Origin of the sequence: uncultured Bradyrhizobium sp., assembly GCF_947648125.1 — a bacterium.
Lineage (GTDB): Bacteria > Pseudomonadota > Alphaproteobacteria > Rhizobiales > Xanthobacteraceae > Bradyrhizobium.
In genome coordinates this window covers 24696-39607 of record NZ_CANSMR010000026.1, presented here as the reverse complement: position 1 = coordinate 39607, position 14912 = coordinate 24696, and the positions used below count along the sequence as shown (strand labels likewise).

Genomic DNA, 14912 nt, shown 5'->3' with positions numbered 1-14912 from the left:
CTACATGTTGCTCACCTGACGCATCGGCTTCGCGCCGCTGAAGAACAGGCTGGACAGCCGCTGCACCATCGCCGTCGCGCGGCTTCCCTCGAGGCCCGGGCGAACACAGAGCATACGCTTCTGCAGCGGAAGCTCGGGAAGATAATAGTCCTTCGCCGAAATCAGCGAGGACGGGATCATCCGCTCGGGACAGGCCGTCAGGCCGTATCCGGCCCGTGCTGCTTCCAGTCGCAACTGATGGTTCGGGCTCCTGAACACGATCTTGTACGAGATGTTGTGCTTGGCGAGCGTCCGGATCATCCAGTCGTCACCGGGCCACGCCAGGATCGGGATCGGGGCGCCCGGCCGGAGAACAAAATCGCGTGATCGTACCCAAACCGAGCGCTCGTCGGCCTCGGCGGCGATCGTCACCTCGTCTTCGTTCTCCAGCGAAGGGTTGCTGTAGACGAAGGCGATGTCGATGTAGCCGTCGATCAATCCTCTGATGACGACCGGCGACATGTCGGCGTGAATGAGCACGTCGGCAAGTGCGTCGGCCGGATGCAGCTTGAGGAATTCCTCGGCGAGCATCGTGCTCATTCCGAGCCGCAACGGCTGCGGTCCTTCGTGATTGCCGCCGAGCCGAAGCAGTTGGTCGTTCGCTTCGAGGATTCGCCTTGCCTGCTGCACGGCAACCTTGCCGAGCTCCGTCGTCGTGGTGCCGTTCGCCGTTCTGACGAAGAGCGCGCCGCCGACCAGGCTCTGCAGTCGTTTGACCTGCGAACTGATCGCTGGCTGACTGAGGCCGAGACGCTCGCCGGCCTTCGATAGACTTCCCGTCTCCGCGATCGCAACGACGGTGCGAACGATCTCAGTAGGAATATTCAAATGCTGACGTGGTCTGTGCATCGCGAGCCCTCCAATCTCAGCACGGGACGCAATTTCGTTCTCCAGTATGTGATTCAGCTATACTAACATTTGGTTGCACTTTCGTTTAGTTTCAATTTGTCGCTATGGCGCCGTGAATGCAGACCATATGTATTGTTACGTGCATTGCCACGTAGTGTTACGGTATCGGACGACTGCATCTGCACGCATATGCAGCACCTCAACTCCATCAGACCCCGGGTTTCTGCGGACACGGCATCAAAGATTCTGATCGCCCCATAACGTGTCGCCCACCCAATAAGTTTGAACGCTGCCATTCATCTGAATTGACGTCACCGATTCGCGGAAGCCTTTTCATAGTTTTCCTTAATCAAAGCCATCGCAACGTGGCGCCCTAGTCTGCGTTTCGAGGTGTGCCATGACCAGGTTCTTTCGCTGTCGTAGCGGCGCTTCTGCTGTCGAATTTGCGCTGATGCTGCCGCTGTTTCTCGCATTCATTTTCGGCATCATTGTATTCGGTTCGTATCTCGCGATGGTGCATGGCGTTCAGCAACTCGCCGCCGAAGCGGCGCGGTCGTCGATTGCCGGAATGACCGACACCGAGCGCAACAGCCTCGCGACGAGTTACGTCACCGCCAACGCATCGACCTATCCGCTGCTCGTCGCTAGCAATCTCACCGTCAATGCCGCGCCGTCCCCAGCGAACGCCAACGTCTACGTCGTGACGGTCAACTACAACGCGGCCGGAAACTTCATCTACAAGCTGCCTTTCGTCCCCGCTCCGGCGAGCACCATCGTCCGCTCCGCTGCGATACAGTACGGGGGATTCTAGCATGAGCGGCATCCTCATGCTGATGCGGCGCTTCGGCGCCGACGAACGAGGAAACTTCGCGATGATCTCGGCCGGCCTGATGACGCTCCTGATCGGGTGCGCCGGGCTTGCCATCGATCTCGGTACGATCTTCGCCGACCGGCGCAAGACGCAGAGCACCGCCGACCTCGCCGCGATCGTCGCTGCCGCCAATCTGAGCAATCCGGTCAACGCCGCCTCCGCGACCGTGACCCAGAACAACTATCCGGCCAGCGCGCTGGTCAAGGTCGAGACCGGGACCTACACCGCAAACAGCGCCGTCGCGCCGCAGGCCCGTTTCGTGACCCCGGCGGTCGGCATACCCAATGCCGCACGTGTCACGCTGACAACCAAGACCCCGCTCTACTTCGCGCGCTACCTGACCGGCGCGAGCAGCTTCAACATCACGACGACCGCCACCGCGACCTCGACCGAAATGGCTTCGTTCGAGATCGGCTCGCGGCTGCTCTCGGTCAACGGCGGCGTGATCAATGCGCTGCTCGGCTCGATGCTCGGCACCACGCTGTCGCTCTCGGTGATGGACTACAATTCGCTGATCAGCGCCAAGATCGACGCACTCGACTTCCTGTCGGCGCTGGCGACCCGGATCAACCTGACCGGCGTCACCTATAGCGACCTCTTGAGCAGCAACGTCAAGGTCGGCGATCTCATGGCGGCGGCGCTGACCACACAGCAGATCACCAACGGCGCGAACGGGGCGACGACCGCGCTGTCGACGATCTCCCAGGCCGTCACCGGCTCCTCAACCAAGGTTTCGCCGGGCACCCTGATCGACCTCGGCCCGTTTGCCAACCTGACGGTGGGCCAGAAACCGAAGGTCGGCGCCAGCGTTTCGGTCTTCGACCTCATCAACACGGTGGCGCAGATCGCCAACGGCAGCAACCAGATCGCAACCTCAGTCAATTTCGGGCTGCCCGGTATCGCCAACGTATCCGTGATCGCGACGATCGGCGAGCGCCCGGTCGGCTCGAGTTGGATCGCGATGGGCACCCAGGGCGTGAGCGTCCACACCGCGCAGACCAGGATCCTGGCGACCATCAATGTGCTCGGTTCCGGCAGCGTTTCCGCGATCAACCTCCCGGTCTATGTCGAGGTCGCCTCGGGTACCGCGACGCTCAACGCGGTGTCCTGCGGCCATCCGAACATCAACACCTCACAGGTCACGATCGGCGTGACGCCGGGAATCGTCGACGCCTGGATCGGCAACGTCACGGTTGCCGACATGACCAACTTCACCACCAAGCCCAATCCGCCGCCGGCGCTGCTGGTCAATCTTGGCCTCGTCACCGTCACCGGCCTCGCCCATGCCGGCATGGGCAACACCACGCCGACCAACGTCAATTTCAGCTACAGCGACATCCAGTCGGGGACGAAGAAGACGGTGACGACCACCAACTTCCTCACGTCGCTCACATCAACCCTGCTCGGCGACCTCTCGCTCACCATCAATGTCGGACCGCTCGGGCTTCCGATCCCGGGACTGGGCGCGCTCGTCATGGGCATCCTCAACGCCGTGACGAGTCCGATCGATCAGGTGCTGGCGTCCCTGCTCTCGACGCTCGGCATCGGGCTCGGCCAGGTCGACGTCTGGGTGCTGGGCATTCGCTGCGACGGCGCGGTGCTGGTGAACTAGAGCATGATCCGGAAAAGTGTGTAGCGGTTTTCCGAAACGATCATGCTCAAAACAAAGAGATAGAGCGGGATGATGTTTCGAAGAAAGGTCATCCCGCTCTAGGGCGTTCTCTGGGGGAACGATCGCGAGCGGGCGTCACATCGGGGTAGGAGACTGCTGTGAGTACAACAATAAAAAGATACAAGACCGACAGCCAGCGAACGCCCCTGATGAAGCGCGGAACGCTCTTCTTCCGCAACACCAGCGTTGAATGCCTTGTGCTCAATATCTCGACCGGCGGCGCGGGGCTGGCGGTGGAAAGCGACGTCGCAATCCCGTTCGCCTTCGATCTCGAGATCGAGGGCGAGCCGATCTGGCGCCACTGCATTCTGGTCTGGCGCCTGGAGCGCCGGCTCGGCGTGACCTTCGAATTTGACCGAGTGCAGCGCCCCGAAGGCGGTCCGGTGTAGCCGGTCCGGACCATCGCGACATGTGGCGGCTTCGCTGGTCGAGGCCGCCCGCAAACATGTCACGCATGCGCTTCGAACCGCCGCTGCGCGGTGAGCCGTTCCTCGCAGGGCCGAACTCATTTCGTATCGTGGTTAGCGCTCGCTGGGATAAACCAGCTAATTGTCCGGATTGTCGTCGTACTTCGACGGCGCCGGTGGCGTGGCGCTGACCGGATCGGAGGCCGGGAAGGTATCCTCCAGCCCTCTTTGCAACGCGCCCACGCAAAGGGGGTTCCAGAACCGCCTTGGCCCATTGCGCCGCAGCGTGTATCAGGGGCCAAATTTTGACCGTGATCAGGAACTTTCGCGTGCCCCAGGATCCCACCAAGAAGCCGCTCATCGACCTCCTGTCGGGCCACCGGCAGGCCGTGCCACCGCTCTGGATGATGCGGCAGGCCGGCCGCTATCTGCCGGAATATCGCGAGCTGCGCGCCAAGGCCGGCGGCTTCCTCGATCTCTGCTTCACGCCCGAATTCGCCACCGAGATCACGCTGCAGCCGATCCGCAGGTTCAACTTCGACGCCGCGATCGTCTTCTCCGACATCCTGGTGATCCCCTACGCGCTCGGCCGTTCGGTGCGCTTCGAGGCCGGCGAAGGGCCGCGGCTCGATCCGCTGGCAACGCCCGGCGAGATCGCGACGCTGGCAACTGAGGCCAATTTCGACAAGCTCGAGCCAGTCTTTGAAACCCTGCGCCGCGTCCGGCGCGAGCTTGCGCCCGGGATCACGTTGATCGGCTTCTGCGGCGCGCCATGGACGGTTGCGACCTACATGGTGGCCGGACAGGGCACGCCGGACCAGGCGCCGGCGCGGATGCTCGCCTATCGGCATCCGGACGCCTTCGCCAAGATCATCAACGTCCTGGTCGAGAACTCGATCCACTACCTCGTCGGCCAGCTCAAGGCCGGCGCCGATTGCCTGCAGATCTTCGACACCTGGGCCGGCGTGCTGCCGCCACGCGAGTTCGCCCGCTGGTCGATCGAGCCGACCCGGCGCATCGTTGCCGGGGTGCGCAAGCAGGTCCCCGGTGCCCGGATCATCGGCTTTCCGCGCGGCGCGGCGGGCATGCTGCCGGCCTATGTCGAGCAAACCGGCGTCGATGCCGTCTCGATCGATTGGGCAACCGAGCCGTCGATGATCCGCGAGCGGGTGCAGAGCCGCGTCGCGGTGCAGGGCAATCTCGATCCGCTGGCCCTGATTGCCGGCGGCGCCGCGCTCGACCGCGCGGTCGACGATGTGCTGGAGAATTTCGGCAGCGGCCGGCTGATCTTCAATCTCGGCCACGGCATCCTGCCGGAGACGCCGATCGCCCATGTCGAGCAGATGGTCGCACGGGTGCGCGCGTATAAGGGGTGAGGCCTAGTGGCCCATTCTATCACCGTCACCCCCGCGCAAAGGCTTCGCCTTTGCGCGGGGGTGACGGGATAGTAAGCCTCGCTCCATCCTCGTCATTGCGAGCGAAGCGAAGCAATCCATCGCGCCGCAAGCGGAGAAATGGATTGCTTCGTCGCTATCGCTCCTCGCAATGACGGCGACGAAAGCATCACAGCCTCTCGGGAGACGGGTCGAGATGCTACCTTGCATCATCCAAAATCATATCCGACGCCTTCTCCGCGATCATGATCGTCGGCGCGTTGGTATTGCCCGACATCAGGTCCGGCATGACGGACGCATCGACCACGCGCAGGCCCTCGACACCGCGCACCTTGAGCCGCTGGTCGACGACCGCGAGCGCATCGTTGCCCATCCGGCAGGTCGAGGTCGGATGATAGACCGTGCTGCCGGTGCGGCGGCAGAACTCGAGCAGGTCGTCGTCGCTCACCACCTTGGCGCCGGGATCGACTTCCCCGACCGAGTATGACTTCAGCGCCGGCGCCGCCAGGATCTTGCGCAGGATGCGGATGCCGTCGATGAAGGCGCGCCGATCGGTCTCGGTCGCCAGATAATTGATGCGGATTTCCGGCGGCACGCTCGGGTCCGCGCTCCGGATCTTCAGCGAGCCGCGGCTCTCCGGGCGCAGCTGGCAGACCGAAGCCGTGAAGCCCGAGAACGGATGCAGCTTCTCGCCCATCTTGTCGGTCGAGAACGGCAGGAAGTGGATCTGGATGTCGGGCGAGGCCAGCCGCGGACTGGTCTTGAAGAACGCCCCCGACGTGCCGGCCGCAATCGTCAGCGGCCCCTTGCGCAGCGCCGCGTAGCGCAGGCCGGCCATGACGCGGCGCACCGGATTGTTGATGACGTCGTTCAGCGTGACGCTCTGCGCGCAGCGCGTGACGATGCGCACCTGCATGTGATCCTGCAAATCGTTGCCCACGCCGGGCGCATCGAGCAGAACCTCGATGCCGTGCTGCTTCAACAGATCGGCGGGGCCGACACCGGAGAGCTGCAGCAATTGCGGCGAATTGTACGCGCCGCTCGACACCAGCACCTCCTTGCGCGCCTTGGCCGTGCGCAACTGCCCGTTCTGCCTGTACGCGACGCCGCTCGCGCGCTTGCCGTCGAACAGGACGCGCTGCGCCAGCGCCGACGTCTCGACATGCAGATTGCCGCGCGTCAGCGCCGGCCGCAGATAGGACCGCGCCGTCGAGGCGCGCCGGCCACGGCGCGTCGTGGTCTGGAAGAAGCCCGCGCCCTCCTGGGTCGCGCCGTTGAAATCCGGATTGGTCGGGATGCCGACCTCGGCCGCGGCATGCACGAAGGCTTCCGACAGCGGATCGTGGTGCCGCCAGTCCGACACCGGCAGCGGACCGCCGGCGCCGTGATACTTGTCGCCGCCGCGCTGCTGATCTTCCGCCTTCCGGAAATAGGGCAGCACGTCGTCAAAGCCCCAGCCGGCATTGCCGCGCTGCCGCCAGCGGTCATAGTCCTCGTGCTGGCCGCGCACATAGAGCAGGCCGTTGATCGAGCTGGAGCCGCCGAGCACTTTTCCACGCGGCTGAAACACCTGGCGTCCGTTCAGGCCGGGCTCAGGCTCGGTCTGGTACATCCAGTTGACGGATTTTTCCTTGAACAGCTTGCCGTAGCCGAGCGGGACATGGATCCAGATGTTGGTGTCCTTCGGCCCGGCCTCAAGCAGCAGCACCGAATGCTTGCCATCGGCGCTCAGGCGGTTGGCAAGCACGCAGCCGGCCGAGCCGGCGCCGACGATGACGTAATCATACTCGGCCACATCATTATTGTTGTTCACTGGTTTCCCCCGGAATTTCTTTCTTCCGGTGGTACAGACAAAGCGGCGGCTTGAAAAGACTAGCGCCCTGCGCTGAGGTTCTGGAGCAGGTGCCCGACGAGCATATTGAGCTCGTCGGCGCTGCCGGCGGCACCAAAGACGTAACGGTCGGGCCGCACGATGACCGCGGCGGCGCCATGTTGCCGCATCCAGTCGGCGAACAGCCCGTCGCGCTCAACCACGCTCAGAATGCCGTTGGCATCGGTGCTTTCACCTGACGTGGTGATGACGACGCGTTCGCCGGCGAGATGCTGCCAGGCGGCACCGGACGCGTCCGACAGCCACGCCATCGGCCCTGCGGCCGCTGTCACGATCGCAAATTGCGGCCTCAGCAGATCGTCGAGCCGGCACGTCCGCCCATCCGGCGCGCGCACATGCGGCTGCACGAACAGCCGCCCGGCAAGAACAGCATCGTGCGCGATCAGACCGGACACGAGATCGGGAATGAATTTCTGCCGGATGGTTTCGGCCTTGCCGGCCTTCAGGTCGGCGCGCAGCCGGACGTCGCGCTCGGCGGCAGCCTCCGGATCGAGTTCGCCGATGATCTTGCCGAACTCCTTGGCGCTGGCGACGACGGCGCGGACATGCGGCTTGCGCTCGATCTCGTAAGCGTCGAGCAGCGTCTCGTCGGCGTCGCCACGGAGAACCAGCCTCAGCTTCCAGGCAAGGTTCACGGCATCGCGGATGCCGGCGCACAGCCCCTGCCCAAGGAACGGCGGTGTCTGGTGCACGGCATCGCCCATCAGGAGCACACGGCGGTCGCGCCATCGCTGCCCGAGCAGCGCGTGGAAGCGATAGACCGCCGAGCGCCAGATCGTGAGGTCGGAAATATCGGTGAAGCCCTTCAGCAGCTTCACGACATTGTCGGGTGCGCCGGCCGCCTCGGGATCCTCGCCCGGCAACAGCTTGATCTCCCAGCGCCGCAGATTGCGCGGCCCCGGCACGAAAGTGCCGGGACGCGACGGCCAGCAATACTGAAAACTCCTGGCCGGCCGCTTGGCGGGATCGCTGGTCAGCGTGTCGACCACCATCCACCATTCATCGAAAGCGAGGTCGTCGAGGCCAATGCCGAGCTGCTTGCGCACAAAACTGTTGGCGCCGTCGCAGCCGACCAGATAGCGCGCGCGGATCCGGAACTCCTCACCGCGCTCGCGCCGCGCGGTCAGCGTCACCGCGCGCTCGTCCTGCTCGAGCGCCATGCCGGCGGCAGCGAGGAAAACGTCGACCTGCGGATATTCGGCGAGCTTGTCGCGCAGCGCCTGCTCGACATCCGGCTGTACGAAGGTGACGTTCGGAATCCAGCCGAGCGGAAACGGCGGCGGCATCGGGTCGAAGATCTTGATGATCTCGCCGTCGACGCCGAGATAATGCGAGCCGTTATGCGGGGCGATCGCCTGCTCCATGAAATCGCCGAGCCCGATCGCCTGCAGCACGCGCAGCGCCTCGTGATCGAGCGTGATCGCGCGCGGCTTGTCGTAGATGTCGGCAGCGCGCTCGACGACCCCGACGCTCAGGCCGGCTTTCGCGAGCAGATTGGCGAAGATAGCGCCGACCGGCCCGAGGCCGACGATGGCCACGTCATACATCGGATCAAGCCCGGGGTTCGCTGCTGGCAATGACATGCTATTTCGCGAGGTAGCTCTCGAGCGTCAACGGCTTCGGCTTCATTTGCGGCTCGCGGATCGCAACACCTTCGAACGGCGTCGCCTCCTCGAACCAGGCCTGCCGCGCCGGCAGGCCCCAGGGGAACGAGATCTTGTGGTCGGACGGATCCCAGCCGATCGGCTCGTTCTCGATGTCCATGATCTGGTAGTGCGTGTTGAACAGCTCGACGCGGTGCCCGTCGGGATCGCGCATGTAGACATACATCGCGTGGCCCGGCCCATGCCGGCCCGGACCGCGCTCGACGGTCGCGCCATAACCGAGCTCGCCGGCGAGATCGCAGGCGTTCAGCAGGTGATGAACCTCGGGCGCGAGAAACGCGAAATGATGCAGCCGTGGTCCGGCACCGTTGAAGAACACGATGTCGTGCGGATTGCCCTTGCGCTGCAGGAACACGCCGCGCAGATCGAACGTGCCGGCGGGCGCGATATATTCGCTGAGCCGAAAGCCGGCCGCGGTGTAGAACTCACACGCCTTGCGCACGTCGGGCGTCAGCACCTGATAGTGATCGAGCCGCAGCGCCGAGCCGCCGGCATGGCGGGTGAATTTGGTGATCATGCGCGGCTCGACCGGCATGGTCGCGCAGAATTCCAGCGGCGTGCCGGCCGGATCGGTCGCCTGCAGCGCGCGGCCCTGGTGCGGCACCTCGGCCCAGCCGGCCTCGCAGCCATGCGCTTCGAAGAAGGCCTTGAGCCGGTCGAGGTCATCATCCCTAAACACCCGCAGGCCGAGCCGCGCGCAGACGGCGCCCGCGCCCCTGCGCAACACAAGGCTGTGATGACAGGCCTCCTCGACCCCGCGGAAATACAGCGCATCGCCCTCCTCCGCAGTCAGGATCAGCCCGATCACCTTTTCGTAGAACTGCCGGCTCGCCGCGAGGTCACGGACGGTGAGAACGACATGGCTGGCCCGCGTGATCCGAAACCCGGGATCGTGGTTCGTGGTCGGCAAGCTCATGTGCACCTTCTGGTTTTGCCGTTCGCGGGAACCCAACTCATTGCGAAAAACCGGCGGGCGATCAAGCCGCGTGGCGCTGGGCAATATCTGCCGGTCCGTGACGTCACGTCACGCATTTCTATCGATTTGTGAGCGATGCCTGCCGGTGGAACAAAAACGTGAGCCCGCCGTGGCCCAGTTCGTTCCAATAGTTCATAGTTTGTCAAAGGTTTGCAGAGAATTCTTGGTCCCTGCGCATGGTCAAACCACGCAGGCAATTTAGTGAGATGCGTATCGATCTCAGATCATATTTCGCGGCCCTGTTCGCGGGTGACCTCGCGACCTTCGGCGCACCACCGACCGACGAAGCGCTTGCCGGCCACATCCGCGCCGAGCAGGTTTCGCTCGTGCTCCGCTATTCCTTCGGCATCATGCTGGCCAACGCCTGCAACGCGCTGGTGCTCGCGGTTGCACTGTGGCAATCGCCGGATTGGGCCTTCGCACTGGTGTGGGCCGCCGCCGTGAGCAGCGCGGCGCTGTTCTTCGGCCTGCAGGCGCGCGCCTCGCGCCGCATCGCCAAGCCGCAATTCGTGTCGCGCCGAACCATGTACCGGCTGGTGCGCAATGCATTCGCGCTCGGCGCCGCCTGGGGTGTCGTCCCGGTCGCCTTCTTCGCGAACGCATCGAGCGGCGCCCAATTGGTGATCACGTGTCTCTGCGCCGGCATGCTGGCCGGCGGCGCCTTCGCCTTCTCGACCATCCCGATCGCCGCGATTGCCTTCACTGCACCAATCTTCGTCGGCACGGCGATCTGCCTCGGCAGGGACGGCGACTTCATCTATCTCTTGATGGTCGTCCTCGTCCTGGTCTACGGCTCCGTGCTGCTACGCGGCGTGTTCCTCAATGCGTTCGAGTTCAGGCGCCGCATCATCGCGCAGCACGAGGCCGAACGGACGGTGCGGCAGGATCCGCTGACGCATCTGCCGAACCGCGTCGCCTTCAACGAGGCGCTCAATGCTGCGCTGAGCCGGCTGGAGCGCTCGGGCGAGGAATTCGCGGTGCTGCTGCTCGATCTCGATCGCCTCAAGGAGATCAACGACAGGTTCGGCCATCCGGCCGGCGACGAACTGCTGGTGCAGCTTGCGGCCCGGTTGCAGCGCTGCACGCGCGCGGCTGAGCATGTCGCGCGGATCGGCGGCGACGAATTCGCCCTGATCATGTCCAATCTGACGCGGCCCGAGGATGCGCTCGCGATCGCCGAGCGGTTCGTCGCGGCGTTTGCCGATCCGTTCCCGATCGACGGATTTGAGATCACCAGCGCGATCAGCATCGGCATCGTGCTCGCGCCGCGGGACGGCAATACGTCCCACGAACTGCTCAAGCATGTCGACATCGCGCTCTACCGGGCGAAGAAATCCGGTCCCGGCACCATCTGCTTCTTCGAGGCCAGCGACGACCAGTCGGCGCGCGACCGCCGCGCCCTGCAGCGCGACCTCGAACAGGCCATCGAGGCGGACCAGCTGTTTCTCGTCTACCAGCCCTTCCTCGACATCCGCAAAGGCCGCGTCACCGGCTTCGAGGCGCTGCTACGCTGGCAGCATCCGACGCGTGGATTGATCCCGCCAAGCATCTTCATTCCGATCGCCGAGGAGAGCGGGCTGATCCATCAGCTCGGCGAGTGGGTGATCCGCCGCGCCTGCGCGATGCTGTCGCGCTGGCCTGATGACATCAGGATCGCGGTGAATTTTTCCGCTGTCCAATTCCAGAACGTCGGCATCCTGCAGACCATCGTCGAGGCGCTTGCCGAGGCCAATGTTGCACCGAACCGGCTGGAGATCGAGATCACCGAATCGATGCTGATCTCGAAATACGGATCGGCGCCCGCGATCCTGAACGGGCTGCTCGAGCTCGGCCTGACCGTCGCGCTCGACGATTTCGGCACCGGTTTCTCGTCGCTGACCTATCTGCGCAAGCTGCCGTTCAGCCGCATCAAGATCGATCAATCCTTCATCCGGGACATGTTGACCCAGCCGGATTGCGCCGCGATCGTCAAATCGGTGATCGGCCTCGCGCAGGACCTGCAGATCGGCGTCGTGGCCGAAGGCGTCGAGACCGCCGATCAGCTCGAATATCTGCGCCAGACCAGCTGCGACGAGGTCCAGGGTTATTTGGTCGGCCGGCCGATGTCGGGCAGCGAGATCTCCGCGCTGCTCGATCACAATGCGCAGCACTCGGTGCACGCGGCCTAACCCGGATCGAGCGCCGCGTCAAAGCGCATCGGCGCGATGCAGGGTGTCCACCGTGATGGTGCCGCGGGCACGCGAGACGCACGCGCAGATCTTGCGGCTCTCCCGCTTCTGGTGGTCGCTGAAGAAGACGTCGCGATGGTCGATTTCGCCGTCGACATCGACCACGTCAATCGCGCAGACGCCGCATTCGCCGCGCCGGCAGTCGCTCATCACCTCATGGCCGGCTTCGTTGAGCACGTCCAGCATCGAGCGGTCGCGCGGGATCACGAACTCGGTCCCCTCACCCCTGAGCCGCACGCGGAACGCCTCAGTCGGCAGCAGCCCGCTCGATCCAAAGGTCTCGTAACGCAGATCGGTCAGCGGGCGGCCGGACGCTTCCCAAGCCCGCCGCGCCGCATCCAGCATCCGCATCGGGCCGCAGAACAATGTCATCGTATGCTGCGGCAAGCCTGCGAAGACGCCGTCGAGGTCGAGCCGTTTGCCCTCGTCGCCGGCATGGACGATGAGGCGGTCGCCGAGCAGACGATCGAGCGTATCGAGATAGGCCGCATCGCCGCGCGTGCGCACAGCATAGTGTAGTGTCACGCCGGCATCGCGGCGGACCAGCGCCTGCGTCGCGCCGACGATCGGCGTGATGCCGACACCACCTGCGATCAGGCAGAATTGCCGCCGCGTCCAGTCGAGCTGCACCAGCGAGGTCGGTAGCGTGATGGCAAGCCGCGCCCCCGGCGCGAGCGACCACATGTAGCGCGAGCCGCCGCGGGAATCCGCTGCGTGTCGCACCGCGATCCGGAAACCTTGCGGATCGACTTCGCCGACCAGCGAATAGGACCGGGTGTGCGGCTGGCCGTCGATGGTGACGCCGACGTCGATATGGCTGCCGACGGGATAAGGCGCGCCGGTGAAATTGTCCGGCCGCAGCAGGAATTCGCGGATGCCGGGCGTGAGGTCGCGAGTTGCAAGCAGCGTGGCTGATGTCCAGGTTTCAATGAATCGCATGGCGCGCTCCGTTCAGCCGGCCGTGACCAGCGCCAGCGCCGGCAGCAGATCGAGGTGGGTGCGGTTGCGCAGCGCCAGCCGCAGATTGCGTGCCGCAAGCCGGGCATGCTCGCGCATGATCGCTTCGGCACGCGCGCCCTCGCGGTTCTCGATGGCGTCGACCACCACGCGATGATGGTCCTGCGCGATCAGCAGGATCTGGCGCGCCTCGGGCAAGGCCGATTGCGCCATCACGAAGCCGCTCGGCGAGGCGAAAGGCAGCGCCGAGGCGCGGTCGATCTGCCGGATCAGCGGCGGACTGCGCGACAGCTCGGTAAGCAGCGCGTGGAAGCGCGCATTGAGCGCGACATAGGACGAGAACGCTTCGACGGAGATCGGGTCCTGCCGCACCAGGCCGTCGATCTCGTTGAGGCACTCCTTCAGCGGCTCGAGATCGCGCGACGACACGCCGCGCTCGGCGGCAAAGCGCGCGGCGAGCCCCTCCAGCGTACCGCGCAGCTCGATCGAATCGAGAATGTCGCGCTCGGAAAAGGCCTTCACCATGAATCCGCCGGACGGGATCGCCTCCAGCAGACCTTCCTCCTCCAGCCGGACCAGCGCCATCCGCACCGGCGTGCGCGACACCCCGGTGATCTCGACTGCCTGCAGCTCCGAGATGCGCTCGCCGGGCCGCAGCCGGCCCGAGAGAACCAGGTCGCGCAGCGCGAGCTGCGCCCGCACGGTCTGCGACACTGAACGATCGGCTTCGCGCTCCGCCATGGCTCGGCCTACTCCGCCGCTTGCAACTGCTGTGGCGGATTTTCCTTCGCCACCATGCGGTCGATGACGCGCCGCGCCCACATCGCGCCGGCATCGATGTTGAGATTGTAGAACACGCGGTCCGGATTCTCGTCCATCGCGCGCTGTTGCGCCTCCAGGATGATCTCGTCTTCATGGAAGATGCCGGCAACGCCGTCGCGGATTTCGCTCGTCAGGCGCTGCTCGGTGATGCGGTGATTGCGGACGAAGGCCCAGAAATAATGACAGGTCTTCTCGGTCTCCGGCGTGATGGTGTTGAGCACATAGCCGTTGACGCCGTGCGAGCGATCGCCCTCCGGCGCGCCCGATCCGGCCGGCGCGACGCCGACGTCGATATTGACGGTGCACGGCGCCTCGAAGCGGATGATCTGCCAGCGGTCGACCGGGCCCGGCTTCTGCAACTGCTTGGCCCAGAACGGCGGCGGCTCGATGCCCCTCATCCAGCGCGTGACGGTCACGGTCTTCTCGCCATGGGTGACGTCGAACGGCGCTTCGGCGACCGCGTCGTTGCCGATGCTCGAGCCGTGCACGAAGGTCTCGTGGGTCAGGTCCATCAGATTGTCGACGACGAGGCGGTAATCGCATTTGACGTGAATGGTCTTGCCGTCGCCGGCCCAGGCCGGATCGTGATTCCAGTGCATGTCGGGCACCAGCGCGGGATCAGCCAGCGCGGGATCGCCCATCCAGAGCCAGATGAAGCGATGGCGCTCGACGACGGGATAGGCGCGGACGCAGGCCGACGGATTGATGGTCTCCTGCGAGGGCATGAAGGTGCAACGGCCCTGCGCATTGTATTTCAGGCCGTGATAGCCGCAGACCACGGTGTCGCCGTCAAGCCGGCCCTTGGAGAGCGGCACGAGGCGATGCCAGCACGCATCTTCGAGCGCCACGACCTCGCCGTCGGCCTTCCGGTACATCACGACGTGCCTGCCGCAGATCGTCCGCGGCAACAGTGCGTGCTTGATCTCGGCATCCCAGCCGGCCGCGTACCAAGCGTTCATTGGAAAGGGTTTTGGCATCGGTTCGCCCTCTTGGGGTCTCTTCGGATACGCAATGTATACATTAATTTTTCATACGCAGAAAATTGCTGCATTATCATACCTTTATTGGATAATTCTGTATACTGATTGACAATATCGGAAGCTAGGGAGGCTCTGCCGGCGCATTCCGCCGCGCCAACGGCG

The 14912-nt window shown here is 64.6% G+C and carries 12 protein-coding genes; 5 read left to right on the top strand and 7 right to left on the bottom strand.

The features are described from left to right. On the bottom strand, positions 1–888 hold the full coding sequence (locus Q0030_RS31940; protein WP_298376378.1) for a LysR family transcriptional regulator: 888 nt from the start codon (positions 886–888) through the stop codon (positions 1–3). Positions 889–1285: 397 nt separating this feature from the next. Between Q0030_RS31940 and Q0030_RS31935 the strand changes: the two genes are divergently transcribed. From Q0030_RS31935 to hemE, 4 genes are all read left to right on the top strand, one after another. After that, a complete protein-coding gene (locus Q0030_RS31935) occupies positions 1286–1699 on the top strand; it encodes a TadE/TadG family type IV pilus assembly protein (RefSeq protein ID WP_298376375.1) in 414 nt (137 codons plus the stop codon). A 1-nt stretch (position 1700) separates the two neighbouring features. Further along, positions 1701–3371, top strand: coding sequence for a pilus assembly protein TadG-related protein (locus Q0030_RS31930; RefSeq protein ID WP_298376372.1), 1671 nt, complete (start codon positions 1701–1703; stop codon positions 3369–3371). A gap of 158 nt (positions 3372–3529) precedes the next feature. Beyond that, the gene (locus Q0030_RS31925; RefSeq protein ID WP_298376369.1) at positions 3530–3820 is read left to right on the top strand and encodes a PilZ domain-containing protein; all 291 of its coding nucleotides are present in this window, start codon (positions 3530–3532) and stop codon (positions 3818–3820) included. Positions 3821–4167: 347 nt separating this feature from the next. Further along, positions 4168–5214, top strand: coding sequence for a uroporphyrinogen decarboxylase (gene hemE / locus Q0030_RS31920; protein WP_298376367.1), 1047 nt, complete (start codon positions 4168–4170; stop codon positions 5212–5214). Positions 5215–5431: 217 nt separating this feature from the next. Here hemE and Q0030_RS31915 read toward each other — a convergent pair whose 3' ends face one another. From Q0030_RS31915 to Q0030_RS31905, 3 genes are read right to left on the bottom strand one after another with little or no spacing between them, the layout of a single operon-like run. Continuing rightward, positions 5432–7045 carry a choline dehydrogenase gene (locus Q0030_RS31915; RefSeq protein ID WP_298376365.1) on the bottom strand — a complete coding sequence of 538 codons (1614 nt, stop codon included), beginning with the start codon at positions 7043–7045 and terminating at the stop codon, positions 5432–5434. Between the two features lie 59 nt (positions 7046–7104). Next, a complete protein-coding gene (locus Q0030_RS31910) occupies positions 7105–8706 on the bottom strand; it encodes a bifunctional 3-(3-hydroxy-phenyl)propionate/3-hydroxycinnamic acid hydroxylase (RefSeq protein WP_298376363.1) in 1602 nt (533 codons plus the stop codon). A 1-nt stretch (position 8707) separates the two neighbouring features. Then, on the bottom strand, positions 8708–9703 hold the full coding sequence (locus tag Q0030_RS31905; RefSeq protein ID WP_298376360.1) for a VOC family protein: 996 nt from the start codon (positions 9701–9703) through the stop codon (positions 8708–8710). A 266-nt stretch (positions 9704–9969) separates the two neighbouring features. Between Q0030_RS31905 and Q0030_RS31900 the strand changes: the two genes are divergently transcribed. After that, positions 9970–11931: an EAL domain-containing protein gene (locus Q0030_RS31900; RefSeq protein ID WP_298376358.1), complete on the top strand. Its 1962-nt coding sequence runs from the start codon at positions 9970–9972 to the stop codon at positions 11929–11931. A gap of 18 nt (positions 11932–11949) precedes the next feature. Here the strand turns inward: Q0030_RS31900 and Q0030_RS31895 are convergent, their stop codons facing one another. Genes Q0030_RS31895 through Q0030_RS31885 form a run of 3 tightly spaced genes read right to left on the bottom strand, consistent with a single transcriptional unit; the run spans position 11950 to position 14747 of the window. After that, positions 11950–12930 carry a PDR/VanB family oxidoreductase gene (locus Q0030_RS31895; RefSeq protein ID WP_298376355.1) on the bottom strand — a complete coding sequence of 327 codons (981 nt, stop codon included), beginning with the start codon at positions 12928–12930 and terminating at the stop codon, positions 11950–11952. A 12-nt stretch (positions 12931–12942) separates the two neighbouring features. Further along, a complete protein-coding gene (locus tag Q0030_RS31890; RefSeq protein ID WP_298376353.1) occupies positions 12943–13689 on the bottom strand; it encodes a GntR family transcriptional regulator in 747 nt (248 codons plus the stop codon). Between the two features lie 8 nt (positions 13690–13697). Continuing rightward, the gene (locus Q0030_RS31885) at positions 13698–14747 is read right to left on the bottom strand and encodes an aromatic ring-hydroxylating dioxygenase subunit alpha (RefSeq protein WP_298376350.1); all 1050 of its coding nucleotides are present in this window, start codon (positions 14745–14747) and stop codon (positions 13698–13700) included. Between the last annotated feature and the right edge of the window lie 165 nt (positions 14748–14912).